Raw genomic sequence first — 23,295 nt, forward strand, 5'->3', positions numbered from 1 at the left:
TAGCTAAATTCATATAAAATGACATATAAGATTTATAAGAAAAAACTTAGAGTTTGAGGCAAAAAACGTAGGTATAGCCTTAGCTACACTGAGGCTTTTTAACGAAAAAATCGAAATTTTTTCTATGAAGATTTATGTTATTTTATATGAATTTAGCTATCTAACCGCTGGCAAACAGAAACGACCTGGAGTTGGCAATCTGTGGTAACTATTCTTTTTATTGGATACGGCGGATTTCTAGTCTTTAGGTATTTCAAAAATTCATCAAGACTTTAGTCTTCTTGATCTGCATTAAAAGTTAAAACAGATACAAAAATAAGTAGGTGACGTTACAATGCGTTAATTAGTGTTTAAGCATTGACTGCATACATTTTTTCTCTAAGCTCTTTAACCTTATGATCACTCATATATTCATCGAATGTGGTATACCTATCAATAACGCCATTTGGAGTAAGTTCTATAACTCTATTTGCAACAGTTTGTGCAAATTCATGATCATGAGTCGTAAATAATACAGTGCCCTTAAACTTTTTTAGTGAATTGTTAAATGCAGTAATAGATTCTAGATCAAGGTGATTTGTTGGTTCATCTAGCATCAATACATTGGCGCGAGTCATCATCATCTTTGATAACATACAACGCACTTTTTCTCCCCCGGATAATACGTTTGACTTCTTTAATGCCTCTTCTCCGCTAAAAATCATTTTTCCCAAAAACCCGCGAAGATATACTTCTTCGCGTTCTTCTTCGGTGGTAGCCCATTGGCGTAGCCAATCAACCAGAGTTAAATCGTTTTGAAAGTATTCGCTATTATCTGCCGGTAAGTAGGATTGTGTTGTGGTAATTCCCCATGAAAATTTACCAGCATCAGCATCTTGTTTATCATTCAAAATCTGATAAAAAGCTGTTGTTGCTCTAGAATCCTTTGAAAAAACAACAACCTTATCTCCTTTGGCAAGATTGATAGCTACATCTTTGAACAAAATTTCTCCTTCTAGCTTTGCTGTAAGCCCCTCTACATTTAAAATTTGATCTCCGGCTTCTCTATCTCTTTCAAAAATTATAGCCGGATACCTACGACTCGAAGGTTTGATATCTGCGATATTTAATTTTTCGATCATTTTCTTTCGGGAGGTAGCTTGCTTTGATTTTGCTACATTCGCACTAAACCTTGCAATAAACTCTTGTAACTCCTTCTTCTTTTCTTCTGCTTTTTTATTTTGTTGAGCTCTCTGTCGGGCAGCAAGTTGTGAGGATTCATACCAGAAGGTATAGTTACCACTATAGTGATTTATTTTTCCAAAATCAATATCAGAAATATGTGTACAAACCGAATCCAGGAAATGCCTGTCGTGGGATACTACAATTACTGTATTTTCATAATTTGCCAAGAAATTCTCTAACCAAGAGATGGTTTCGTAATCCAAATCATTCGTAGGTTCATCCATTACCAAAACGTCAGGACTTCCAAATAGACATTGCGCGATCAATACCCGTACTCGTTGTTTGGTATCAAGATCAGACATGGGTGTGTAGTGCAGTTCCTCTTTAATTCCTAAGTTAGAAAGCATTGCTGCAGCGTCACTATCGGCGTTCCAACCATTCATTTCTTCGAATTGAACCTGTAACTCCCCGATTTTTTCAGCATTTTCATCGGTATAGTCTGCATACAGCGCATCTATTTCCTTTTTTATGGTATATAAAGGTTTATTACCCATAATTACAGTTTCTAAAACCGTATACTCATCATATGCGTAGTGATTCTGTTCTAAAACAGACATGCGCTTACCCGGTTCTAAATGAACATGACCAGAAGTAGGTTCTAGAGTACCAGAAAGAATCTTTAAAAACGTTGATTTTCCTGCACCATTAGCCCCAATAATACCATAACAATTACCTTGCGTAAAAGTTGTATTTACTTCGTCGAATAGAACGCGCTTACCAAATTGAACCGAAAGATTTGAAACTGATAACATACCTAAAAAATTGTGAATTTCTGAATGTGGCGCAAAAGTAGAAAAATGGATTCAGAACCTGAAAGAATATAACGCGAAATTAGTAATATTAAAGAGGAAGTGGCATCACTTCTTCCTACGAACTCCGAAAAAAAGAATTAACGTATCATTAACAAGTGTACTATTCGTTTCAGGCTATTTTTGAATAAAACTTAGATAGAGTGCCAGCTTTACAGTAAACATCCAGCTTTTGCGATCTAATGAATTAAAATTTTTAAGTTGTATTTTTCAGCTACAGCATAAAAAATTTACAAAATTAAGATGGTAACATATGTGTTTTGAGGATGAACTGGTATTCAAAAAGAGTGCTTAATAGTCAGACAATTACTACACCCAAAATGCGATTTTCTTATTTACTACATATTATACTATCTTTTTTGCTATGCTATATTTTCAATAGTTGCACTTCGCCAAAACAAAATGGTCGTAGCGAGACCTATATTGGAGGAGAAATTGTAAATCCCAACACAAATTATGTGATTTTATCAAAAGGAAATAAGGAGAACGATACTATTCTGCTTGATGACGATAATCGATTTATGTACAAAATTGAAAACCTGGAAGAAGGGATTTATTTTATTAGACACAATCCGGAAAACCAAATCGTACTCATCGAAAAAGGTGATAGTATCCTATTGCGCCTCAACACACTAGAGTTTGATGAATCTTTGGTTTTTACCGGGGACGGAGCGAGAAAAAATAATTTTTTAGTTGATACCTACCTGCAAAATGAAATAGAACGTAATAAACTAAGAAGATCAGAGCTTGGCCTCTCTCCTTCTTATTTTAAACGACACCAGGATTCTTTGCTTCAGCAGAAATTAAAAGCTTATGATAAGCTAATCGATACATATGAATTGAGTGCTTTGACAAAAAAAATTGCACAAGCTAGTATTGTATATGATTATTATACCAGACACGAATTGTATTTTCATCGTAGATATGGAGTTGGGGGCCTCGATGCTGCACAAGATCTTCCTTCAACGTTTTTTGACTTCCGCGAAAGCATTAATTTTAATGATGAAGATTTAAAAAGATTATACGCCTACAATCGATACCTTAACTATTATTTCAGGAATTCATCATTAATTGATTATACTAGTAAATTTCCAAATCAATTAGGAAAAACGGGAAGCACCACCTATAAATTAAATCTTATTGATAGTATGGTGCAAAACCCGTACATCAAAAATAATTTACTAAGAAGAGTCACTGCTAATTTTTTACTTGAAAGCAATGACGATAATGATTCGAATGCGGTTCTTGATCATTATCTTAGCGTAAGTTCGAATAAGAAATCCCAGAAAGAGCTAAAAAAACTACATAAAGACGTATCCAAATTACGGCCTAATAACAAAATTCCTGAGCAAAGTTTGATTACTGCCAAAGGAGAAACTATCAAATTATCTTCCCTTTTTGAAAAACCTATCACGGCATTATACTTTTGGTCGATGGATAGGAAAGACCATTTTGTTAAATCTCATAACAAAGCGTCTTATCTAAGTACGATATATCCCAATATTGATTTTATTGCCATTAATACTGACGACGAACAAACGAAAAACTGGCTGAAAACCATAAAAAGACATCACTACAATCTGGGGAAAGAGTATGAGTTTAAACACCCCAAATGCGCATCGGAAGAATTAGTACTTTACAATCGTAATAAAGTAATACTTGTGGATAAAGAAGGGAAAATTATTAATTCGAAAGCCGATTTATTCTCTTCAAAATTAGAAAAACAACTGCTAAAATATTCAAGGTTGGCTAATCTTGAAAACAATAAAAAACTACTTTCTAACTAGAAAAGTAGTTTTTTATCGTACTTCTTTTTCGATTACTAAATGGTGTTAAAGCTATTTGTTGATAAGCAATTTGGTGCTTAATTACCCTTTTGATAGTCTGCGAGGAATTTGGCAAGTCCTATATCAGTTAAAGGATGTTTGAGTAATCCTTCTATAGACGATAAGGGTCCTGTCATTACGTCTGCTCCAATTTTTGCACAATCAATAACATGCATGGTATGTCTTACTGAAGCTGCCAGAATCTGTGTTGTAAATCCGTAATTATCATAAATCATTCGAATTTCAGCAATTAAATTAAGTCCGTCGGTAGAAATATCATCTAATCGTCCAATAAAAGGAGAAACATAAGTAGCTCCCGCTTTTGCAGCCAAAATTGCTTGACCTGCAGAAAAAACAAGCGTACAGTTTGTTTTGATTCCGTGGTCGCTAAAATATTTTATAGCCTTAACCCCATCTTTGATCATAGGTACTTTAACGATGATCTGGTCATGTAATTTGGCCAATTCTTCACCTTCTTTTACAATACCCTCATAGTCTGTAGAAATAACTTCAGCACTTACATCACCGGTAACAATATCACATATTTTTTTGTAGTGATTAATGATGTTTTCTTTCCCCGTAATACCCTCTTTGGCCATTAAAGATGGGTTTGTAGTCACACCATCTAGCACACCCAGGTCTTGAGCTTCTTTTATTTGGTCTAGATTGGCAGTATCGATAAAAAATTTCATGATATGTTGTGTTTATTTAATTTTATAATGATTCATTAGTAAGCGTTCGTACACTTTGTCTGGTAGTATTCGTTTCAATACGATAGAGAATTTTTGCATAAATTGCCCTACTTTATAATGTATTTTAGGTTTTTTTGTTTGAATAATTTTATATACGGCTTTAGCCATTTCTTGTGGATCGTTTCCATCGTCTACATGATTATCTATTAAAGATAAAATATTTTGATAGGATGTAGCATATGGAGACCCTTTACGTACAGGGGCATGATATCTTCCGGCGGCAATATTGGTAGCAAAATCACCCGGAGCCACGTTGGTCATCTCGATATTAAATGGCTTTAATTCCATTCGCCACGCCTCGGTAGTGATTTCTAAAGCAGCCTTAGATGCACTATAAATACCGCGATATGGCAATCCCATGTAACCAGCAATAGATGTGATATTGATAATCAAACCCTGCTTTTGTTTTCGCATTAAGGGTAAAACCGCTTTTGTTACTTCTATAGGGCCAAAATAATTGGTGGTAAAATTTTTCAAAATTTCATCATTAGGCACTTCTTCTACAGCTCCCATAATACCCGCCCCCGCGTTGTTAATCAAAATATCCAGACGCCCATGTTGCTTTTCTATAATAGCCACTGCTGCCTCGATACTATAGGTATCTGCAACGTCTAATTGCAATAAGGGAAACGGCTCAAAATTTTCAAATTTTGATGGGTTTCTACTGGTTCCATATACAGTAAACCCCTTGGCTGCAAGAAACGTTCCAATAGATTTACCTATACCCGATGAGCCCCCGGTAATCAAAACCACCGAGGGCTTTTGATCTTGTTTCATCTGTTTATAATTTTTGTTTTTTAACCCGGATTATGTATTAGAATTTCGTAATGAGGGTTGTAATGCCAATAAAAACAAGTGTTTTCTCAATTTTAGCATAGCACCGCTACGGTGAAATTGAAAAATACAGCGCAGCGTTTGTTTTTGAAGGTATTTCAAGCCGTAATAGATTTTAAAATGCATAATCCGGGTTTAATATTCAGATGGAATCGCCATTTAATCATATCTGCGGGTATGATCTTCATTGTTATGGCTTATTTCATGGGCGCAAATATACGACTATGATTTCCGAATTAAGACTGATATTTCATTAAAATTGAAAAGAAAGAGATCTTGAACTGGTTTGCACTTTTTTCAATTTGCTAAAAAAACGAGACGTAACCTGTTATGCAATAAACTACTCCAGGAAAGCGTTGTCGAGATGTATCAGAATCAAGACCGCTTCGCTTTAAGAATTGAGAAACCAGATGCTATTTTTGTCTTGGCTCAAGGTGCTATAAGTCTTGATATCTGCTCGATGCGTGGGTGACAAAGTCTTGGAGAAAAAATTCTATTTATTAAATTTGATTACAAGGCATAAAAAAAGGCAAGCTACCTACATCACACCGCTACAACCGTCTACCTTTGCTGCGTTCCCGCCCTGGAGGATTCAACAGGAGCTGGTTGTGTAGGACTTGCCGGGTGCAAAGATACAACCTTTAGTTAATATTACAATCATTTTTCAAACCCATTTAAAATAAATATCTTGCTCAAAAATTTATTTAGCATAATGAATATTCGTAACCCCTTCTTCATCATAATTTTATGCGTATTTCTGTTTTCTTGTGGAAGTAATCAAAATAAAAGGAAAAGTTATTTTTCTATTGTTACTGATACGAATCAGTCGATATTTAAATTAGGAGACACTATACGTGCTTCTATTAAAAATGATCAAAATATAGTTATAGATTCTGTAGTGTTCTCTCTAAGTAATAAAAGAACTAAAGCAGGCTCCAATTTTAAGTTTAATGAGGTAATAGATGATGAAAAATTGGGAAATCACAGCTTACAAGCGCAGGTATTCTATAATGGTCAAATGGACACCCTTACGAAAAAAGTGGTGTTTTTAAACAATGTTTCGCCCAAATTATATACGTATAAAATTATAGCGGCATATCCACATGATAAAAACGCTTTTACACAAGGTTTAGAGTTTGCCGGTGATACGTTGTATGAAAGTACCGGGAAAAACGGTACATCATCTTTACGAAAAGTGAATTATCAAACTGGAGAAGTCCTGGTAAAAAAAGAAATACCTGAACAGTTTTTTGCAGAAGGGATTACTATTTTAAATGCCAAATTATTTCAATTAACCTGGCGGTCTAAAGAGGGGTTCATATATGATATTAATACTTTTGATAACATAGGAAGGTTTGGATACAACGAGAGCAAAGAAGGCTGGGGATTATGTAACGACGGTACTGTAATTTATAAAAGTGACGGAACACAAAAAATATGGCGTTTGGATGCTGAAACCCTGGCAGAACAAGATTATATTGAGGTAACTACCAATAAAGGTGTAAAATCGAAATTTAATGAACTCGAATGGATTGATGGTAAAATATACGCGAACACCTGGCAAAAAGATGGGATAGCGATCATCAATCCTAACAATGGAGCACTCGAAGCGGTCATTGATCTTTCTGGATTACGAAAGGAAGTTACGCAACATCAAAACATAAATGTTTTGAATGGTATTGCTTTCAAAGCTAATAGTAATCAACTGTTTGTGACCGGCAAATATTGGGATAAACTTTTTGAAATTGAGATTGTAAAATAGAACTGATTTAAACTTTTTTCAATTTGCTAAAAAAATGCTGTTTTGTACTTATATTTTATAATTTTTGACTTCCGTAGCGCCGCTATGCAAGTAAAAAATTACTTCATCTAAGCACAAAACCTTCATTTTTCGCCTAAATCAAAAAAGTTTAAATCAGTTCATAAAGCAGTTTATTCTATTTTTTGATGGTTTGATCTGTAAAAATTAAAAATTTATGAATATTCGTAATCAATCATATCGCACTGTCTCCTCGTGCGCAGTCGAGAGGTTAGTAAATCCAACGAGCTCTAAATCAGGTCTCGACTGCGCTCGACCAGACATTAAAGTTAATTTTATGATGTATAGCGGATATTTAAATTAAAATTGAATTAAAAGAAGATAAAATCTTTAATATACCTCTAATGCTGCGCGAATTGTTTCTAATTGATTATCCTGCAACACTATAATAACTACCCCGTTATTGTTGTAGACCGATAATAAACCGTACCTTTGCGGCTTATTTTTACTATATGAACAAATTTGAAGCGTTAGGATTGGGTGAGGCTATTATTAAAGCCGTAAATGACATGGGGTTCGAAACTCCGAGTGAAGTACAGGAAAAAGCAATACCTATTCTGCTCAACGACGATACTGATATTGTAGCATTAGCACAAACAGGAACCGGTAAAACAGCGGCTTTTGGTTTTCCGCTAATCGAAAAAATAGACAGCAGCAGTAGAATAACACAGGGATTAATCTTATCCCCTACTCGCGAACTTTGCTTGCAAATTACCAACGAGCTTAAAAACTACTCAAAATTTATACCTGGCCTTCATACAGTAGCCATTTATGGTGGCGCTAGTATTACCGATCAAGCTAAGCAAATTAAGCGGGGTGCTCAAATCGTAGTAGCTACTCCCGGGCGTATGCAAGACATGATCAATCGCAAAATGGTTGATATTTCTAATATCGATTACTGTGTACTAGACGAAGCAGATGAAATGCTAAACATGGGATTTTATGAAGATATAAAGGCAATTTTATCAAACACTCCCGATGAAAAAAACACCTGGTTATTTTCGGCTACAATGCCCAAAGAAGTAGCTGCAATAGCCAAACGTTTTATGCAGCAGCCTGTAGAAATTACAGTAGGTCACAAAAACACAGGTTCAAAAAATGTGTCTCACGAATATTACGTAGTAAATTCTAGGGATCGATATGCAGCATTAAAACGACTGGCAGATGCCAATCCGGATATTTTCTCTGTAATTTTTTGTCGTACTAAACGTGATACTCAAAAAGTAGCCGAAAATTTGATTGGTGATGGCTACAATGCCGCCGCTTTACACGGAGATTTGAGTCAAAACCAACGAGACCTAGTTATGAAAAGCTTCAGGAATCGACAAATACAAATGCTGGTGGCTACAGATGTAGCTGCTAGAGGGATTGATGTAGATGATGTAACTCATGTCATAAACTATCAATTGCCTGATGAAATTGAAACCTATACGCATCGAAGTGGTAGAACAGGTAGAGCCGGAAAAAGCGGAGTATCGATGGTCATTGTTTCAAAAAGTGAAGTACGAAAGATAAAGTCGGTCGAGCGTATTATCAAAAAAAGTTTTGAGAAAAAAGAAATTCCGAGTGGTGAAGAAATTTGTCAGGTACAATTATTTCATTTAGCTAACGATATTGCCAAAGCAAAAATTAACCATGAAATCGATAGCTACTTGCCTTCTATTAATGAAGTTTTGGAAGATTTTTCAAAAGAAGAATTAATCAAGAAGTTTTTTTCTGTAGAATTTTCACGTTTTCATAATTATTACAAAAATGCCCGGGATCTTAATGTCATTGGAAGAGATAGTGATAGAAACGATACTGGCAGTACCAGGTATTTCATTAATGTAGGTGAGAAAGATGGATTTGATTGGATGACCTTAAAAGATTTCCTTAAAGAAGTGCTCGAATTAGGAAGCGATTCATTAAGCCGTGTTGATGTTAAGGAAAGTTTTTCATTCTTTAACACTACAGCCGAGTACCAGGAAAGAGTGCTTGCCGTGTTTGAAGATTTTAAGATGGAGGGTCGAAAAGTAAATGTCGAAATTTCGAAAGGATCTGGAAATCGTCGAGGAGGCAAACGCCGACGTGATCGTGATGGTGGTTTTAAAGGAAGCCGAAGAAGTGACGGATTTAAACCTAAAGGTAAAAAACGGTTTGATTCGAAAGATGGCGGACGAGACAGTGGGAGCCGAAGAAGGGACAGAAGAAAACGTAGCGATAGACGATAAATTATAGAGATTAACACAGTACTATGATTTTTGGCGTGATTTTTATGGTATATTCACAAACGTTGAACGTTTCTTTACTATGAAGAAAATATTCGTATACATAATAGCACTTATAAGCAGTACAATAACACTTGCTCAACAAGAAAATACGCCTACCGTTTCTGGTAAAGTATTAAATGCTGCTACTGATCAAAAACTCGAAAATGTAAACATAGTTAATCTTTCGCAAGTGGTGGGTACAATCACAAATGATAATGGTGATTTTACTATTCAGGCGAAGGTAAATGACACCTTATATTTTTCGTATATTGGATATAAGCCCATTCGGGTAAGGGTTACCAACGATTGGATCAAATTTGGTGATGTGAAAATTGAAATGACAGAACTGGGTATTGCGTTAGAAGAAGTAGTAGTTGCCGATGTGCAATTAACAGGATATCTAGAAATTGACGCAAAAAGAATACCGGTCTATAATAATTATAGGTATAGTATTTCAGGGCTGAATTCGGGTTATGAAGGCGGTAGTAAACAACCTGGTGCCGTAAACAAAGTGTTAGGTGCCATTTTCAACCCTGCAGATTTTCTATACAACATTTTCAGTAAGCGGGCTACTGAACTTCGAAAACTTCGAAAAATGAAAAAAGATGATCAAATAAGAAGCCTACTGGAGAACAAATTTGATCGTGAAACATTAATGGCACTACTACAGATTGAACGACTTGATATTGATGAAATTCTTAGAAATTGTAATTACTCTGTAGATTTTATAAAATTTGCCAACGATCTTCAGATATTAGATGCCATAAGCGAATGTTACGAAGAGTATAAAATATTAGACAGGAAGTAATTGTACTTAAATAGATCCTCAGACTGTTTAATACGAATATCCTACATTATACCTAAAATTTAACTTAGAAGTCATCCTGAATTCATTTCAGTATCTCATGAAGTTTATTTCCATTAAATTGAGATGAGAAAAGCTGAAACAAGCCTGTGCTGAACTCGTTTCAGTATTCAGCTTGACGCAAACCGTTTAGGTTAAATTACGGATATTCGTATATGTATATAAAGAAGTTCTCAAGTAGGTTCAGCTGTTAAATGTTATCTTGCTCATAAAAACGCTGAATGATTTTTTTATGACTTTTGATCACTTTTTTAGTCCATTCCATACGTTTTTCTAACTGCTGGGCCTCTGATAGTTGCCAATTTATAGTTGTTGCTCTTAACCTGGAAGTAACGTGTTGTAAAATAATAGCTACAGAAACCGAAATGTTAAGACTCTCTGTAAATCCCACCATAGGGATATGTAATTTATGATCGGCCTCTTCTAGCACCATATCACTAAGACCATCCTGTTCTTTTCCGAAGAAAAAAGCCGAAGGTTGAGAAATATCAAAATCATCCAACGTTTGAGAATCATCATGTGGAGTGGTCGCTACAATTTGATAACCCTGCTTTTTTAAGGAAGTCAAACATTGCTTTGTAGAAGCATATCGATGTACATCGATCCATTTTTGCGCTCCCATAGCAATCTCTCTATCAATACGTTTTACATTTACTTCTTCAATTACATGAACGTTCTGCACCCCAAAAACATCACAGCTACGTATAACGGCACTGGTGTTATGTAACTGATATACATCTTCTACAGCTACCGTAAAATGATTAGTTCGTTTTTCTAATACCTTTTTATAAAGCTTAAGCCGACGTGGCGTAAGAAATGATTCTAAATATTCCAGAAGTTTTGTATCTATCATAACCGCTAAAATATGAAAAAGCGGTTAGACTGTATTTAGTATGACATTGAATCCACCTTATTCTCGAGAGTACATTTTAACCCGAATTATATATTTTAAAACATAAAGAAACCCTCCTGAAATTACCCCTAACAACAGGAGGGTTAAAGTAAACACATCGTCAAAATGCTTCGTACGACTATGACCTAAAATGTAGAGAAATAGTCTATTTGGTAAACTAAGTTGAATACGGAATGAAAACCCCCTGAAATTACCCCTAAAAACAGGGGGCTTTTTAAATAAACACATCGTCAAAATGCTTCGTACGACTATGATCCAGATAGAGATCGGTAGCTTAATTCTCCTTTTTCACTAGTTTTATATTTTTATATTTTATTTACATACTTTTCAAATTCCGTTAATAACATATACCATCAAACACTTATCCTAAAACAAAAGAGTTTGAATTGTAATGATTTAAAAAGTATGTACTTTTATTTATACTTATATTGATGTTCAAATAATTAAAGGTATTCGAACGTAATATCTTTGAAACGAACCGTAAAAATCTAACGAGAGGACATGTTAAGAAATTGCTAAAAATTTTACGGCTATACCGTAAGGTATTGAAAGAATTCCTATATTTCGAATTAATTTGATAATTCAAAACAAGTTCATATACATCTAAAAGACAACTGGAAAGATATAGAATATATCTATTAGTAATATGAAGTAAAATAGTATTCATAATGGTTAATCTCAATTAATCGTTATTCACACCCTGCTTTTGTTGGCTCGCCAAAGTTTTACAAATAGCGGGGTTGTTTTCTAAATAATACAATTGTTGCAAAAAAGATAATTGTACGTATTCAGATATGTTGTTTTCAATTTAATAACACAAGCTATCACTACTGTATTTATTATTGTTAAAATACAAAAATTATAGAATTTTTATCACACAAACGAAAGAAGAGTTGCTATCCAATACATTATTTTTACAAACTCAATTTCTTAGACTTTACTCATGACTATTATAAAAATATAACGGAGCAAGAGATGAGCTTTTTTCTTTTATGTTAACAATTCCCTCTTTTGTTTAAAAACAATACTTAAAGATAATTACATTTTGTTAAATAACACCGTTGTTTAACCTCCTAATTATTACGGTTTTAACGTAAAAAAATAAATTAAGAAAAAATCTAGCTTAAAAAACTGTACACACCCTAATATTTAAAATAAATATCTAAAAATCAGATATTTATATTTATTTCTTATTTCTTTTCATGCATTTTAGCCTCACTTTTTCTTATTGATCTACGTTTTTACCATAAAAATTTAACAATTTTGCCTTGTTTTTACATTTAGAAAATAGTCTAAGAAACAGATTCTGACAACCGGTTTTTAACAAATTTTTAGCAAATTACTTTGATGAGTCGAAGGGCTACGGTGACACTCAAAAATACAACATAGTGTTTGGTTTTGTATCAGTTTCAAGTCGTAATATCTGCCCGCCTTTTTCTTAATAAAATGGCAGGCGGGGATTTTCTAATACATAAGAGCAAGTTTAATCTAAAATAATGAATTCACTTCTTCTATTTAGCTGATGTTCTTTATCGCTACATTTTTTATTGTTTGCACATGTATTGATTAATTCAGTTTCACCATACCCCCTACCCGTAACTCTCGAGGGGTCGATATTTCCTTTTTCTACGATATATTCGATTGTACGCTTTGCACGCTTTTCACTAAGAGACATATTATAAGCGTCATCTGCTCTACTATCAGTATGTGAGCGCACATCAATTTTTAATTGAGGATATTGTTTTAAAGCCGCAATGATCTGTTGTAACTCTATCTCGGCATCTTTACGTATTATTGATTTGTTCAAATCGAAATATATGGGTTCTAGGTCTAATAGTAAGGCCAGGTCATCTTCGCGACGATTTTCTTTTATACCATCGGCATTCAAGTCAGAAAGTTGTAGCGCTATATTGTGTTCGAATTCTAATACCGTATTTGTTTTTAAAAGGGTTTCTTTTGGGTGATATGCAGATTTTGTCGCTCGTATCACATACTCAATATCACAATCTAGATCAAATTTATAAATGCCCTTTTTTGTAGTCTTTGTTCGGTTTAATTCCTTGTTTTTACTATCCATAAGTACAACCTCAACATCGACTAGTTTTTCTTTGGTCTCAACATCGGTAATTACACCGGTTACATATTGATTACATTCGGTTATTAACGCTTCGGTCTGTTTAAAACTATAGATATCATCGTTACCTTTTCCGCCAGAGCGATTACTCGCAAAATATCCTATTTTTGTATCTTCATTAAGAACGAACGTAAAATCATCTTCAGCACTGTTAACAGGCCTACCCACATTATAAGGCCTGGAAAACTGCTCTTGTTCTTCTGGAACAGCTACAAAAACGTCTAAACCACCTAAGCCGATGTGCCCATCACTGGCAAAATACAATCTGCCCGAGTCACTAATATAGGGAAAGGTTTCTCTTCCTTCTGTATTAATTGCATCTCCTAAGTTTTTTGGAGTACCAAAAGTTCCATCAGCATGTACATCGATAACATACAAATCAGACAGCCCTCGGCTATCCGGCATATCACTGGCAAAAAATAATTGTTTTCCATCTGCGCTTAAGGCAGGGTGAGCTACCGAATATTCATCACTATTAAAAGGTAGTTCTTCAATATTCGTCCATTTATCTTCTTCTAGTGTAGCTCTATATATTTTCAACAAAATGGTACCTTTTATATTAGATCCTAGCTTTTTCTTTGTATAATTATTTCTTGTGAAGTATACAGTTTTTCCATCCTGACTAAAAGTAGTTGAGGATTCATGAAACTTTGTATTGATTTTACCTTTCATTTTTCTGGGAGTTTGAAGAATCCCATTAGCAGCAACCATATCAGAAACATACAAATCTAAAAAGGGCATCTCGTTCCATTCGTGAAGTGTTTTTGTCATTCCGCTACCGCCTCCTCTCGATGAAGCAAATATTAATTGCCCTTGATGATTAAAACTAGGCGCATAATCTGAAAATTTAGAATTCACACTTAGCTTTAGCAATCTAAACTTTCCTGACTGCATTTCTATAAATTTAAGATAGTCTCTTGTATTCATAAAATATGCGGCTCGTTGATCATTTCCGGTTAGAGTATTAAACTTTTCCATAGTTTTATCAGCCTCATCATAACGCTCAACACTTTTTAAACTTTGTGAATATCTGAATAAATATTCTGCATCAATTTGGTCTGGATACCCATTAATTAGTTTTTCATACCAAATAACAGCCTCTTCAAGCTCGGCATTAAAATAGTAAGAGTCTCCTAACTTTTGGTACAATTCTGGAGATTCGTAACCACTCTTTACTACCTGTAGATATATTTTTCGAGCATCAACAAATGCAAAACGATTAAAATTCTCATCTGCCTTTTCTAGACGCTTTTCTTGTGCGTTTGCTGTAAAAGATAATCCAATACATAGTATTAATATAATGTAATAGTTCACATTCATAGTATTTCTTTTTAACTATCGTAAAAGGGGTTTTTAGAAAAATCGTGGTGTTAGCATTCGATTGTATTTTTTAAATAATTCAAATCGCAGCATAACTTCGTAGCTTCCATCATTAAATTGTGACTGACCCAGTGCTGTAGTTTCTCTATCATACGCAAAACCAATCATCATCGCTTCTGAAATCTGGAAACCTATTTGCCCGGTAACCGCTGCACTCCATCGATATGCTACACCTAATGTTAGTTTTTCATACAATAAAAAGTTTGCCGAAACATCAACTTGTAGAGGAGCTCCGAATACTAATTTTGTAAGTACCGCAGGTTTAAACTTAAGGTCGGGATTAATTTGGAAAACATATCCTGAAATGAGGTAATAATTAATTCGTTCTTCTGCCAAAAAACTTACTGCATCACTATCGCTGCTTGTACTACTTTCATCAAAGTGATCGGTTTCTAGTAAGTTTGGCGCGCTTAAACCCAGGTAAAATTTTTCTGTATGATAATACGCTCCAATACCCACTTGCGGACTAAATTTATTGTCGATATTCGCTTCGAACAACGCATCATTTGCATTAAACTGTGTAAGACGTAGAAAGTCAATATTTAATAGATGTCCTCCGGCTTTAAGACCAAAACTAAGTTTTCCTTCTTCAGAAGTGGGAATGGTATACGAGAAATCAACACCAAAGTAGGTTTCATCTGTAGGGCCAATTTCATCGTTGACTACAGAAAGACCTAATCCGAGACGTTCTTTATCGCCCAAAGGGGTGTTAAGTGTAAGCGTCTGCGTACGAGGCGCACCATCTAATCCTACCCATTGACTACGGTGAAGCCCCATGATACTCATAACTCCACGACTACCGGCGTAGGCCGGATTCACACTAATCGTATTGTACATATACTGGGTGTACTGGGCATCTTGCTGAGCCAACAACGAAGTAGTTGTTAAATACATAATGTATAATAAGAATAGAATAGTTATTCTAATCATTGGTATTTTGGTTTAAATTTAGGGCGCTTAAATATACTAATATAATATAAATATGCTTGTTTTTGAGGAAAATACAATGATTTTAATGCGAAAGTAATACTATATAGCTGCCTTTTGTAACTAACGGGAGCATTATTTTTAATCACGCCAAGTTATTAATATTACCAAATCAGTTAAGATGGCAAAAAAATGCATAGTAGCTATGCAAATCAAGCTGAGTACCTGTTTTTACTCTAAAGAAGCCCTGAAAATATTACACAGTCTTAATTACAAAATTTTTACACATTAAACCCGGTTTATGCATTAGAATTTCGTTATGAGGGTTGAAAATGCCATAAAACCAAGTGTTTTCTAAGTTTCAGCATAGCATCGCTACGGTGAAACTTAAAAATACAACGTAGTGCTTGGTTTTGCAGCAGTTTAAAGCCGTAATAGATTTTCTAATGCATAAAGCGGGTTAAAGTAAGAGTTAAAATGAGCAAAAATTTATACCGTCTTATATAGATATAGTAGTATTTTATAGTAAAAACAAATTAGCCTTTGGTGGTTTTGCAATAACTAAGTATCACCTATCTATGTACTCATAGCCTATAAAGTAGCAACGCTTACAGCATCTTTGAAAGACTTAATGAGGCAGCATCAAGATTTTTTGATGATCTTTAACAAAATTCGTAAATGCTTGTATTGAACTCGTCTTGACTTTTATGATTAAGTTTACTATATAAATCCTCTTTTACGTGCCTCTTCTAACAATTTTTGATCGTCGGCTTTGGCGATAGAAAACATCTCTTTAATTTGATTCTTTCGTTTTTCTATTGCACTTAATGACAGGCTTACATAGTTAGGAAGATTTTTTGTTTTTACTCCACGGGATAAATGGTATAAAATCTTAAGATTTTTTTCGTCTAACGAAAATTTATTGGTCATCATTTTTCTAAAATGATCATTTACCGTAGCACTATAATATGCCTTACCTTTTACGATATTGTTGAATGCTAATAGTAATTCACTAGAAGTTAGATCACTTTTAATCAAAAAACCAGCTGGGTTAATATTTTTCAAAATATTGTGAATTCTATGATCTTCTCTATGCATGGTCAAAATAATAACCTTTGATTTAGGTAGTAACTCTTTGGCATGCTTCGCAAGATCTTCACCCGATGTGATCGTACCATCAGACGAAGGTGGTAGTTTAATATCTACAAAAAGCATGTCGTAAGGCGTGGTTTCAGCAGATTTTACTATCTTTTCATAAGCATCATCACAATTTGAAGCAATATCAATCTTGATCTGATAGTCTTTTTGATTTTCACCTAATAAGGTGTTCTTATATCCTTCGATGATCATAGGATGATCGTCAATCATAAGAACTTTTAATTTTTTCTTCATTTTTTACTACGTTGTTTTCAGTCGCAAACGATAACCATATTATGCTTTTTTCTCGATCAAAGAAATGGACATGAAATAGCTATTTGCTGGAACTTTTTTGAACATTTTTTATACGGGCACACTTACAGATACTTGCGTACCTGAGTTTTTACTGCTTAAAAATTGTACCACTCCACTCATCTGACTGACTCTCGATGTAATATTCTTTAAACCAATTCCTTTTTTGACCTTGGTACTGTTAAACCCAATTCCATCATCCAAGATAGTAAGATTTATTTTATCTTCTATATAATCGAAATTAATTTTTATACTTTTTGCACCAGCATGTTTAAATATATTTTGTAAAGACTCCTGTAAAATCCTGAATAGATTGACCTTTTTTTGATCATCAATACCCTCCCAATCAATTTCTTCGTCATTATTAAATTCGAAATTGATATTATTCACTTCACATAGATCGCTAATAAGATTTTCTACGGCGTCGATATAGGCAACATCAGAGGGTAAGGTCTCAGAGCTTAAGTCATGAGAAATAAGCCGTATCTCTTGCTCTATATCTTTAAGTTCGTCTATATATTTATTTCGTGCCTCGGTAAACCCGTCATTGGCGCGTTGGTTGATCCCATCAAGACTTAATCGTACGCCAAATAGCCTACCTAACACACCATCATGCAATTCTTCAGACATGCGTTGTTGTTCTAGTTTACGACCTTCTTCTAGTTTGATTTGTTGATTTAACAGTAAGCGATAAATCTCTTGGTTGGCTTCTTGCTGGGTTTGCGCAAATATCAATTCTTTATTACTTTGTTGTTGTCTAAAAATAATGTACCCTAATAAAAACAAAGCGGTTAGCCCTAGAATGGCAATGATTAATATTTCGTTTTCTCTGGCTATTTGTTGATTCTCTTCTACTATTTCATCAGTTTCGAAGCGGATACGGGCGAATTTGTCGCGAAATAGACGTTCTTCTTTTATTAAACTATCATTCAATGAAATATAACTGTTGGCATATTTTAAATTTTCCTTTTCAGAGGAAACTTTAGATAAGATCTTGTAAGTTTTTAAAAGTTCTTCATTTTTTTGTAATTCTAGAGCTAGCTCTTTAGCCTTCAAAGCATGTAATTTAGAAATACTATAATTTTCAATAGATTTATAATATTCAGCTAAATGTAAATGGTTAGTAGCTATACCATATCGATCAGTTATTTCTTTTCTAATATCTAAAGCTTCAAAAAAAAGTCTGGGTAAATCTTCGTAGTCTTTGGATAACATATTAACATAAGCAAGATTATCAATTAGTCTGGCCCGTCTTCCAGGGTTTTCATTCAAAAACTTAGTATAAGACAGTGCTCTATTGTAATATTCTTTTGCTTTGTTATATTTTTTTTGTGACTTGAAGGTTGTACCGATATTATTAAAAGAGGTTATAGTTTGTAATATTTCAGTATCTGTACCTTTTGCATATTCAATAGCCTTCAAATGATATTCAATTGCTTGTTCATAAAATTCGGTATACTTAGCAATTATACCTAAATTGGTATAACATAATGGTAAATAAAGCTTATTTCCAGAATCATTAAAACTTTTGATTGCTTTAATGGTGAGTGATTCACTTTCGCTATAGTTTTTAATTTTACGAAGTATAAGTGCTAAGTCAATTAAAACTTTACCTCTCTCGAATGCATATTCTTCTTTTGAAACATATTTATAATAATCTAAACCAGAATATATTTTTTCGGCTTCTATAAAATTTTTGTAAGCTAAATCCAATTGTGAGGTTTTATAATATAATCCAAGGTAAGTATAGGATTCAGCTATATTAAGAGAATCATTCATCAATTTGGACAATTTCAGGGCTTTCTCATTCATCTCCCTATACCTATCGAAATCCTGAAGAGAATAATACGCAAATGATATTTCATGTATCTTATCTACTTTTATAGAACTGTCATCTAAAGTTGAATTTAAATTGTATGCTTTCTCCAGATTATCTATTCTATCTTCAAAAGAATTTTTTGAGTTTTTTGAATTTTTAATATAACTATTAATTATATTAGATTTTAAATCCTTATCGTCGATTGTCTTATTTCCATCATTACATCCAATAAAAGTCGAAATGAAAGTAAGAGTATTCAACGTTAATAAAAATTTATACATTAGGCAGATTATTAAGTAAAAATAAAATTACTAATAAAAATGAAAAAAAGTCCTAATAGGAATTAGAACTTGTTTCATTATTTACTTTATAAGTTAAATTATTTAGATTTTACATCGCCTTGTCCAGGTGGTAAGATTACCATCCCATCATCATCTTCAGCTTGATGATCATCTACTTCTATACCTATTTCTTCTTTAATAGGCTCAGATTCGCATGAATTAAACACTAGACCAAGAAATAGTAGTATGATTAACGTTCTCATATCTTCAAATTTTATTTATAAATCTTAATTTAATATTATTGTTTAGGTGGAGTTATAAATTGTCCATCATCATCCTCACTAGCAAATTGATCCTCCAACTCCAATCCAACTTCTTCATTCACGGCATCTGCTTCACAAGCTATAAATAAGGTACTTACTACTATTGCTGCAAATAATGTCTTTATCGTTTTCATAATTTTCTCTTTTGTTTTTTTGTTTTAATTCAAAGATTACTTCAATCTTTGTGGGGTAAATTAATAATTCGTAATTCTTATTTTGGGGTATTGTTGCGCTAACAATTTTGTAGGAAAAACATTTTTTTTATCATCATTTTTTCCTTTTGTACACTACAAATCTAGGGCTAAACCTCGCGCGCGCCCAATAAATTAAGGTCTGTTTAGTAAAATGACCTCGTTTAAGGGTAAATTACCCTATTTTGAGGGTAGATAGCTTACTTTTGAAAGTCTAATTATTATTGTAGGAATAAGCGTACGGATTTCACTTGTATGAAACGACAACTTCGCATAATAAAAAAACCGATAGCTACTGTTATCTATCGGTTAAAATTTCGAAAATGAGGTGTTAAACTATATGCGAATTAAACTTTTCTTTGCCAGGTTGTCTTTAATTTCTTCTACATTCATCTTGTATGATTTAGAAAAAGGAATCATATCATTCGTATTTTTGATGGCACACTTTGCTTTTCCGAAATGAATGCGGGAAACATACCTTGTATTAATGATGTAGCTATTATGAATACGCACAAAATGATCGGGTAACGAATCTTGAAAGTGCTTAAGTGTTTTAAAGGCTTCTACTTTGTTGCCATTGCTCATTATAAAATCGGTAGTATTGTTATCTGCTTTTAGGTATAAAACTTCTTCTATATTTACAAAGCGATAATCACCATAAGATCTAAAGCATAATGTATTGCCAGACACTTCGTCAAGATCTTTTTCAAACCGCATTAAAGCTCTTAAAATCTGGCTTTTACTCATAGGTTTTACAATGTAATCTAATATACGGTTACGAATACCTTCTATAGCGAAATCATTGGTTTTGGTGACCACTACAAACTCGGGTAACGTAGACATGTACTTGTTTAGTTCTGCCTTTATACTGTACTGAGTTTGATTGGCATATAGACCTGGTGTTTCCGGTTCAAGAAAAACAAGTCGCGGCTTTCGTTCTAAAATCAAATCCAACGCAGTTTGTTCATCTCTAGCAATTCCCATACAGAAATAGTCGTTTTTATCTTCTAAAGCAAGTTGAATTGTTTCTACAGCTTTAGGATCATTATCAATGATGATGTAAGGATATTTCATAGAATAGTAGTTAATTAGTTAGCGTTAGTTCTTAAACATTTAAAAAATCTACTTACAAGATAGGATTTTTAACGCTTGTTTAAATACGGAAAAACCGTAATATTAGTACGGAACCGTTTTAAAATCAATAATTTACGAATTACACTTTATCGTAAACTTAGCACCATTCGTCGAAAATCCAGAAGTATGGAAGTACAACGTTACCCTATTTCGAATCGTATATATTTATGTTAAATAATGTTAATTTTTTAGTTTCCTCATCTTTTAAATAATTTCTTCCTTCTTTTAAGCCGAAAAATATAAATTTGATCATATCCCTGAATGAACAATTCATGTACTATGAAATCATTTGGAGTTTAGTACGTACACATAAATATTTATGCAGAAAATAGTCATTCTTACCGGGGCCGGAATTAGTGCAGAAAGTGGTATTAACACCTTTAGAGATGCCAATGGATTATGGGAAGGTCATGACATCATGGAGGTTGCTTCTCCACAAGGATGGAATGCCAATCCAAAATTAGTGTTAGACTTTTATAATAAAAGGCGAAAACAACTTCTTTCGGTCGAGCCTAATATCGGGCATTATGCCCTTGTCGATTTGGAAAAAAAATATGAGGTAACGATCATTACTCAAAATGTCGATGATTTACACGAAAGAGCAGGAAGTTCGAATATTATTCATCTTCACGGAGAACTTTTAAAAGTACGTAGCCAATTTGACGAAGATTTGATATTGGATTGGCGCGACGATCTTACTTTAGGTGATTTTTGTGAACACCATTCACAATTACGTCCGCATATTGTATGGTTTGGCGAAATGGTGCCCCTTATGGATCTCGCTATTTCAATAACTGAACAAGCCGATATTCTTATCATTGTCGGAACATCAATGCAAGTATATCCTGCCGCCGGTCTTCTACAATACACCAAAAACGATACCCCTATTTATTTTATAGATCCTAAGCCAGCAATACAAAAAACCGCTCATCTTACTGTCATTTCTGAGAAAGCATCTACCGGAGTTCCCAAAGTGGTACATACGCTAATGAATCATTGAGCCATAGAGATCATAGTACTATCTACTGCTACGGTATCTATTTGTTGTACAGGTAAAGAATCTTTTGGTTGTCGTATTTTTATTCGAGTTGCTTTGGCCCATGCGATCAACTTATCAGCATCAGCGCGAGATAATTCGCCATTAATCCAAGTATATGGTTTTAATGGCATTTCTTTTTCTTCTAATTCTTTTATAAATTTATCGAGCTTGTGGTCTTTTTGTTGTACTGAATAGGATTCCCAATTTGAAACGTTAAAATGTTCTTTTCCTTCTTTGATATGATAAGCCATGTAGTGGGAAACCGGACTTACCTCCATATGCAATGGATATCTGGTGATATTGCTATGACAATCATAACAATTATTCTGCAAGATAGTTTTCACTTCGGGAGTAACCTCGGCAAGATCTTCGAAATTAGCGATACTATCATAACTGGCTTCATTTTTCTCAGGTCTTAAAAATTGTGATATAATTAAAACCAGCAACAAAACGATAAATATATTTTTAATTTTGGTAAGCATTTTGTTTATAGTTAAGATAAAGTAAGTGGTTCATATACAACATAAAACGATTTTAACAAGTAATTATTATCTACAACCCTATTATGATATACTAACAAACCATTCTTTTACAACAGTTAGACCTTACAGTGAATTACTAAAATTTAAACGTATGACTAAACTACCTTTACTAAAGATACTAGGCATATTAAATCATTCTCGAGACCAACGAAATCATTTTGCACATCTTATTCTAAATGATCTTAGTACACTACCCGAACTGCTAAGCATTTGTGAAAAAATCGATGAAGAAGTATCGTGTAGAGCCGCATGGGGACTAGAGTTTCTATGCAAGAAGAATCTGACAGTTGTATTTCCGCATCTTGATGAAATTATAAAGATTGCATCCAAAGTTTATCGTCATCAAGCAGTACGACCTATGGCTAAAATTTTTGAATATGTTATTGAGGCGTATTACAAACAAAAACCGGTGGCCATACTCCAATATCTAAATACGGCACAACGAGAAAAAATAACCGAAATTTGTTTCGATTGGCTCATCACCCCACAAAAAGTCGCTTCACAAGCCTATGCCATGACGGCTTTATATCTTCTAGGTACCGAATTTGACTGGATACATCCAGAACTAAAGATAATCCTCGAAAATAATTACATCAGCAGTAGTGCGGCATACAAAGCCAGAGCACGAATGATTTTGAAAAAAATCTCTTAAACTTCAGTCATCACGAATCGCTAAACAAACTATAGTACTGTTACTTTAAGAAAAACGAGGAAAAATTAGAAATCGGAAAATAGAAAATAGAAAGGAGAAACTTGAAATCTGAGGTCAAACTGACTAAGCCTGA

At 33.8% G+C, this 23,295-nt stretch carries 18 protein-coding genes and 1 other RNA gene; 6 read left to right on the plus strand and 13 right to left on the minus strand.

The window, feature by feature from the left end; all coding sequences use genetic code 11:
* Positions 1-350: 350 nt before the first annotated feature.
* A complete protein-coding gene (locus J8281_RS17415) occupies positions 351-1,976 on the minus strand; it encodes an ABC-F family ATP-binding cassette domain-containing protein (protein WP_210198940.1) in 1,626 nt (541 codons plus the stop codon).
* Between the two features lie 323 nt (positions 1,977-2,299).
* Here J8281_RS17415 and J8281_RS17420 point away from each other — a divergent pair, with 323 nt between their 5' ends.
* Entirely contained in the window at positions 2,300-3,820 is a 1,521-nt protein-coding gene (locus J8281_RS17420; RefSeq protein ID WP_210198941.1) for a hypothetical protein, read from the plus strand.
* Positions 3,821-3,897: 77 nt separating this feature from the next.
* On the opposite strand, the gene fsa is transcribed toward J8281_RS17420, so the two are convergent.
* From fsa to ffs, 3 genes are all read right to left on the minus strand, one after another.
* On the minus strand, positions 3,898-4,551 hold the full coding sequence (gene fsa / locus J8281_RS17425) for a fructose-6-phosphate aldolase (RefSeq protein WP_210198942.1): 654 nt from the start codon (positions 4,549-4,551) through the stop codon (positions 3,898-3,900).
* Positions 4,552-4,563: 12 nt separating this feature from the next.
* Positions 4,564-5,388 carry an SDR family oxidoreductase gene (locus tag J8281_RS17430; RefSeq protein WP_210198943.1) on the minus strand — a complete coding sequence of 275 codons (825 nt, stop codon included), beginning with the start codon at positions 5,386-5,388 and terminating at the stop codon, positions 4,564-4,566.
* Positions 5,389-5,969: 581 nt separating this feature from the next.
* An RNA gene (ffs, locus tag J8281_RS17435) (signal recognition particle sRNA small type) lies at positions 5,970-6,068 on the minus strand.
* An 89-nt stretch (positions 6,069-6,157) separates the two neighbouring features.
* Here ffs and J8281_RS17440 point away from each other — a divergent pair.
* From J8281_RS17440 to J8281_RS17450, 3 genes are all read left to right on the plus strand, one after another.
* Complete coding sequence (locus J8281_RS17440; RefSeq protein ID WP_210198944.1) at positions 6,158-7,207, plus strand: glutaminyl-peptide cyclotransferase; 1,050 nt, start codon at positions 6,158-6,160, stop codon at positions 7,205-7,207.
* A gap of 509 nt (positions 7,208-7,716) precedes the next feature.
* Positions 7,717-9,474 (plus strand): DEAD/DEAH box helicase, encoded by a 1,758-nt coding sequence (locus tag J8281_RS17445; RefSeq protein WP_210198945.1) that lies wholly within the window; start codon positions 7,717-7,719, stop codon positions 9,472-9,474.
* 79 nt (positions 9,475-9,553) lie between these two features.
* A complete protein-coding gene (locus tag J8281_RS17450; RefSeq protein WP_210198946.1) occupies positions 9,554-10,321 on the plus strand; it encodes a carboxypeptidase-like regulatory domain-containing protein in 768 nt (255 codons plus the stop codon).
* A gap of 247 nt (positions 10,322-10,568) precedes the next feature.
* On the opposite strand, the gene J8281_RS17455 is transcribed toward J8281_RS17450, so the two are convergent.
* The 8 genes from J8281_RS17455 to J8281_RS17490 form a co-directional block, all read right to left on the minus strand.
* Positions 10,569-11,231 (minus strand): RNA methyltransferase, encoded by a 663-nt coding sequence (locus J8281_RS17455; RefSeq protein ID WP_210198947.1) that lies wholly within the window; start codon positions 11,229-11,231, stop codon positions 10,569-10,571.
* A 1,543-nt stretch (positions 11,232-12,774) separates the two neighbouring features.
* The gene (locus tag J8281_RS17460) at positions 12,775-14,745 is read right to left on the minus strand and encodes an OmpA family protein (protein ID WP_210198948.1); all 1,971 of its coding nucleotides are present in this window, start codon (positions 14,743-14,745) and stop codon (positions 12,775-12,777) included.
* A gap of 33 nt (positions 14,746-14,778) precedes the next feature.
* Positions 14,779-15,735 carry a type IX secretion system membrane protein PorP/SprF gene (locus J8281_RS17465; protein ID WP_210198949.1) on the minus strand — a complete coding sequence of 319 codons (957 nt, stop codon included), beginning with the start codon at positions 15,733-15,735 and terminating at the stop codon, positions 14,779-14,781.
* A gap of 717 nt (positions 15,736-16,452) precedes the next feature.
* Positions 16,453-17,124 carry a response regulator gene (locus J8281_RS17470; protein ID WP_210198950.1) on the minus strand — a complete coding sequence of 224 codons (672 nt, stop codon included), beginning with the start codon at positions 17,122-17,124 and terminating at the stop codon, positions 16,453-16,455.
* A 108-nt stretch (positions 17,125-17,232) separates the two neighbouring features.
* Positions 17,233-19,281: a tetratricopeptide repeat protein gene (locus J8281_RS17475; protein ID WP_210198951.1), complete on the minus strand. Its 2,049-nt coding sequence runs from the start codon at positions 19,279-19,281 to the stop codon at positions 17,233-17,235.
* A gap of 98 nt (positions 19,282-19,379) precedes the next feature.
* Entirely contained in the window at positions 19,380-19,544 is a 165-nt protein-coding gene (locus tag J8281_RS17480) for a hypothetical protein (RefSeq protein WP_210198952.1), read from the minus strand.
* A 35-nt stretch (positions 19,545-19,579) separates the two neighbouring features.
* Positions 19,580-19,738 carry a hypothetical protein gene (locus J8281_RS17485; RefSeq protein ID WP_210198953.1) on the minus strand — a complete coding sequence of 53 codons (159 nt, stop codon included), beginning with the start codon at positions 19,736-19,738 and terminating at the stop codon, positions 19,580-19,582.
* Between the two features lie 393 nt (positions 19,739-20,131).
* A complete protein-coding gene (locus tag J8281_RS17490; protein ID WP_210198954.1) occupies positions 20,132-20,869 on the minus strand; it encodes a LytTR family DNA-binding domain-containing protein in 738 nt (245 codons plus the stop codon).
* A gap of 379 nt (positions 20,870-21,248) precedes the next feature.
* On the opposite strand from J8281_RS17490, the gene J8281_RS17495 reads away from it, so the two are divergent.
* Entirely contained in the window at positions 21,249-21,929 is a 681-nt protein-coding gene (locus J8281_RS17495; RefSeq protein ID WP_210198955.1) for an NAD-dependent deacylase, read from the plus strand.
* Here J8281_RS17495 and J8281_RS17500 read toward each other — a convergent pair.
* Positions 21,923-22,450, minus strand: coding sequence for a heme-binding domain-containing protein (locus tag J8281_RS17500; protein WP_210198956.1), 528 nt, complete (start codon positions 22,448-22,450; stop codon positions 21,923-21,925). The two genes, J8281_RS17495 and J8281_RS17500, sit on opposite strands and share 7 nt — an antisense overlap.
* Before the next feature lie 151 nt (positions 22,451-22,601).
* Between J8281_RS17500 and J8281_RS17505 the strand changes: the two genes are divergently transcribed.
* Positions 22,602-23,162, plus strand: a complete 561-nt coding sequence (locus tag J8281_RS17505; RefSeq protein WP_210198957.1) for an adenylosuccinate lyase — start codon at positions 22,602-22,604, stop codon at positions 23,160-23,162.
* The last annotated feature ends 133 nt before the right edge of the window (positions 23,163-23,295 follow it).

It is taken from the genome of Aquimarina sp. U1-2 (genome assembly GCF_017897595.1).
GTDB lineage: Bacteria > Bacteroidota > Bacteroidia > Flavobacteriales > Flavobacteriaceae > Aquimarina.

What these genes read in the sequence shown, in the direction of transcription:
- J8281_RS17450 (WP_210198946.1), top strand. Translation starts at nt 9,554, where the DNA reads ATGAAGAAAATATTCGTATACATAATAGCACTTATAAGCAGTACAATA.
- J8281_RS17500 (WP_210198956.1), bottom strand. Translation starts at nt 22,450, where the DNA reads ATGCTTACCAAAATTAAAAATATATTTATCGTTTTGTTGCTGGTTTTA.
- J8281_RS17445 (WP_210198945.1), top strand. Translation starts at nt 7,717, where the DNA reads ATGAACAAATTTGAAGCGTTAGGATTGGGTGAGGCTATTATTAAAGCC.
- J8281_RS17470 (WP_210198950.1), bottom strand. Translation starts at nt 17,124, where the DNA reads ATGAAGAAAAAATTAAAAGTTCTTATGATTGACGATCATCCTATGATC.
- J8281_RS17440 (WP_210198944.1), top strand. Translation starts at nt 6,158, where the DNA reads ATGAATATTCGTAACCCCTTCTTCATCATAATTTTATGCGTATTTCTG.
- J8281_RS17455 (WP_210198947.1), bottom strand. Translation starts at nt 11,231, where the DNA reads ATGATAGATACAAAACTTCTGGAATATTTAGAATCATTTCTTACGCCA.
- fsa (WP_210198942.1), bottom strand. Translation starts at nt 4,551, where the DNA reads ATGAAATTTTTTATCGATACTGCCAATCTAGACCAAATAAAAGAAGCT.
- J8281_RS17490 (WP_210198954.1), bottom strand. Translation starts at nt 20,869, where the DNA reads ATGAAATATCCTTACATCATCATTGATAATGATCCTAAAGCTGTAGAA.
- J8281_RS17495 (WP_210198955.1), top strand. Translation starts at nt 21,249, where the DNA reads ATGCAGAAAATAGTCATTCTTACCGGGGCCGGAATTAGTGCAGAAAGT.
- J8281_RS17465 (WP_210198949.1), bottom strand. Translation starts at nt 15,735, where the DNA reads ATGATTAGAATAACTATTCTATTCTTATTATACATTATGTATTTAACA.
- J8281_RS17505 (WP_210198957.1), top strand. Translation starts at nt 22,602, where the DNA reads ATGACTAAACTACCTTTACTAAAGATACTAGGCATATTAAATCATTCT.
- J8281_RS17460 (WP_210198948.1), bottom strand. Translation starts at nt 14,745, where the DNA reads ATGAATGTGAACTATTACATTATATTAATACTATGTATTGGATTATCT.
- J8281_RS17420 (WP_210198941.1), top strand. Translation starts at nt 2,300, where the DNA reads ATGAACTGGTATTCAAAAAGAGTGCTTAATAGTCAGACAATTACTACA.
- J8281_RS17485 (WP_210198953.1), bottom strand. Translation starts at nt 19,738, where the DNA reads ATGAAAACGATAAAGACATTATTTGCAGCAATAGTAGTAAGTACCTTA.
- J8281_RS17415 (WP_210198940.1), bottom strand. Translation starts at nt 1,976, where the DNA reads ATGTTATCAGTTTCAAATCTTTCGGTTCAATTTGGTAAGCGCGTTCTA.
- J8281_RS17475 (WP_210198951.1), bottom strand. Translation starts at nt 19,281, where the DNA reads ATGTATAAATTTTTATTAACGTTGAATACTCTTACTTTCATTTCGACT.
- J8281_RS17480 (WP_210198952.1), bottom strand. Translation starts at nt 19,544, where the DNA reads ATGAGAACGTTAATCATACTACTATTTCTTGGTCTAGTGTTTAATTCA.
- J8281_RS17430 (WP_210198943.1), bottom strand. Translation starts at nt 5,388, where the DNA reads ATGAAACAAGATCAAAAGCCCTCGGTGGTTTTGATTACCGGGGGCTCA.